Origin of the sequence: Micromonospora okii (assembly GCF_020884795.1) — a bacterium.
GTDB lineage: Bacteria > Actinomycetota > Actinomycetes > Mycobacteriales > Micromonosporaceae > Micromonospora > Micromonospora okii.
This window is the reverse complement of the sequence record NZ_BBZF01000015.1, coordinates 477,072-479,413: the sequence shown is the minus strand read 5'-3', so window position 1 is coordinate 479,413 and position 2,342 is coordinate 477,072. Positions and strand designations below refer to the sequence as shown.

Genomic DNA, 2,342 nt, shown 5'->3' with positions numbered 1-2,342 from the left:
GCCACGACGCCGGCCCCGGGCGGCACCGCCACCACGCCGGCTCCCGGTGGCACCGAGTCACCGACCCCGGAGAACACCGGCACCCCGGCACCGGGCGTGAGCTGACGCCGCGACACCGCACGACGGCCAGCCCGCCCACCGGCGGGCTGGCCGCGTCGGTCAGTCGGCGCTGGCCAGCCCGATCGCGAACGCCTCCTCCAGGTCGTGCTGCGAGTACGCCCGGAAGGCGATGTGCGACTCGGTGTTGATCACGCCGGGCACCTTGGAGATGCTGCCGGCGATGACCCGGGCGATCTGGTCGAACTCGCGGACCCGCACGACGGCGATCAGGTCGACGTGCCCGGCCACCGAGTAGACCTCGCTGACCCCGGGCAGGTTGGCCAGGTTCTCGGCCACCTCGGGGATCGAGTCGGTGGCGCAGTCGATCAGTACGATCGCGGTGATCACGGGTCCGCCCTTCGTCGTGCGTCCACTCCGCGCCGCCTCGCGACGCCGACGACCATGCTAGAGGCCGGTCGGAGCCGCCCGGACCGGTACCGGCGGGGCCGGGCGAAACGCAACGGGCGGGCCGGGCGAAACTACCCGGGCCGGGCCGGGGCGAAACGGGACGGGCGGGGCGAGGCGAAACGCGACGGGCGGGGCCAGGCGGGCGGATCGGGCAGCACCGGGGCCGGGACGAGCCGGCACCGGTGGGAGCCGGAACGGGGGCGGACCGGCGGTCCGCCCTCAGCGGGGCGCGGCGGCGACGGTGAGGCCGCCCGGGGCCCGGACGACCCCGGCCAGGCGCTCCCCGGCGGCCACCTCGGCGCCCGCCCAGACCACCGACCGGGTCACCTCGCCCCGCACGGTCGCCCCCGCGCCCACCACGGACTCCCGGCACCGCCCGGTGACGGTGGCGGCCGGGTCGACCAGGTTCCCGCCGCCTGCGGCGTGCAGGTTGGCCGCGAGGTAGTCGGCGGGGGTGCCGGTGTCGTAGAAGGTGCCCCGGTAGGGCACCACCGTCAGCGCCCCGGCCGCCTCCGCCGGCCGCCACACCGCCCGGACCAGGTCGCCCGGCTCGACCGGCAGGCCGCGCACGAGCCGCCAGGGCAGCAGCGAGAAGCCGGTGAAGACGTGCCCGTCGAAGGTGCCGGGGGCGGCGGGGTCGTCGGCGGGCTGGCCGAGCAGCCGTACGGTCTCGCCGTCCCAGCCGTCCAGCAACGCGGCGACGTCCGGGCCCGGCGCGGCGGCTGGATCGGCCAGGTACGCGTCGGCGTTGCCCACCAGGACGCCCCGGCCGGCGATCCAGTCCCGCAGGTTCGCCACGCCCCCGGCGGTGCCGAGCGGGTCGCCCGGCTCCACGGAGAGGTGGGCGCGGTCGCCGACGTGCGCGACGACCTGCCCGCCGAGGTAGCAGGCGTTCACGGCGACCCGCTCCGGGCCGGTGAGGCCGAGCCCGGCCAGCCGGGCCAGCGCCCGGTCGAGCAGCGGGACGTTGCCCACCGGGCAGAGCGCCTTGGGCACCCGCTCGGTGAGCGGGCGCAGCCGGGTCCCCTCGCCGGCGGCCAGCACCACCGCGCAGACCTGCGGGGCGTCGGCCCCGGCGACCGGGAGGCTCACGCCGTCGGGCCGGGCGCGGGCGGCGCCTCGCCGGCGCGCGGCCCGATGCCGTAGCGGCCGAGCAGGTTCGCCGTGGCGCGGCTGAGCCGGGGCAGGTCGTCCAGCGGGTGCCAGGCCGCCTCGAAGACCTCCGCGCCGTCCACCTTCAGCGGCGTGGTCGAGGCGGGGACGTCCGCCTCGAAGACCACGTCCACCCAGCCCCTCGCGTGCACGACCGCGTTCGGCGTCGCCGGGCGGAGCCGGTCGGGGGAGAGGCGCACCCCGGACTCCTCGAACAGCTCGCGGGCCGCGCCGACCACCGGGTTCTCGCCGCGTTGCAGCAGCCCGGCAGGGAGGCTCCAACTGTGCCCGGGGGGCTGGCGCAGCAGCAGCAGACGGCCCGCCCCGTCGGCCTCGGAGTCGCGGACCAGGGTGACCGCCCCGACGGTGTACTTCGGTGAGGCGAGCCGGACGATCCGGCGCCGCATCGACACGGGCAGCCGGTAGAAGACCTGATAGGCGAAAGCCCGTCCGGTCGCGCGGGAGCGGGGGATCATGGGTCCAGGCTAGTGGCCGGCGCGCGCCGGGGCGGGCGCCGGGGGGAGCCGAGTCACTGCCGGTGGTCGACGAGGTCGATGAGCTGGCGCACCACCTCGTCGGGTTCGAGCACCCGGTCGAAGACCGCCACCAGCAGCGTCTCCAGGTCCGGGTAGCCCAGCTCCTCCGACAGGCGCAGCAGCGGCAGGTCGCTGGCCAGCCCCCGG

The 2,342-nt window shown here is 77.3% G+C and carries 3 protein-coding genes; all 3 read right to left on the bottom strand.

The window, feature by feature from the left end; genetic code table 11:
* Positions 1-159 precede the first annotated feature (159 nt).
* The 3 genes from LPU43_RS11625 to LPU43_RS11615 all read right to left on the bottom strand — a co-directional run bounded on the left by LPU43_RS11625 (position 160) and on the right by LPU43_RS11615 (position 2,135).
* Positions 160-447: an Lrp/AsnC family transcriptional regulator gene (locus tag LPU43_RS11625; protein ID WP_229400294.1), complete on the bottom strand. Its 288-nt coding sequence runs from the start codon at positions 445-447 to the stop codon at positions 160-162.
* A gap of 279 nt (positions 448-726) precedes the next feature.
* On the bottom strand, positions 727-1,599 hold the full coding sequence (locus tag LPU43_RS11620) for a nucleotidyltransferase family protein (RefSeq protein WP_229400293.1): 873 nt from the start codon (positions 1,597-1,599) through the stop codon (positions 727-729).
* Entirely contained in the window at positions 1,596-2,135 is a 540-nt protein-coding gene (locus tag LPU43_RS11615; protein WP_229400292.1) for an NUDIX domain-containing protein, read from the bottom strand. The genes LPU43_RS11620 and LPU43_RS11615 overlap by 4 nt, the downstream gene beginning before the upstream one ends.
* Positions 2,136-2,342 lie beyond the last annotated feature (207 nt).

Bases quoted from the DNA above. Each gene is read 5' to 3' on its own strand.
- LPU43_RS11615 (WP_229400292.1), bottom strand. From the start codon at position 2,135: ATGATCCCCCGCTCCCGCGCGACCGGACGGGCTTTCGCCTATCAGGTC.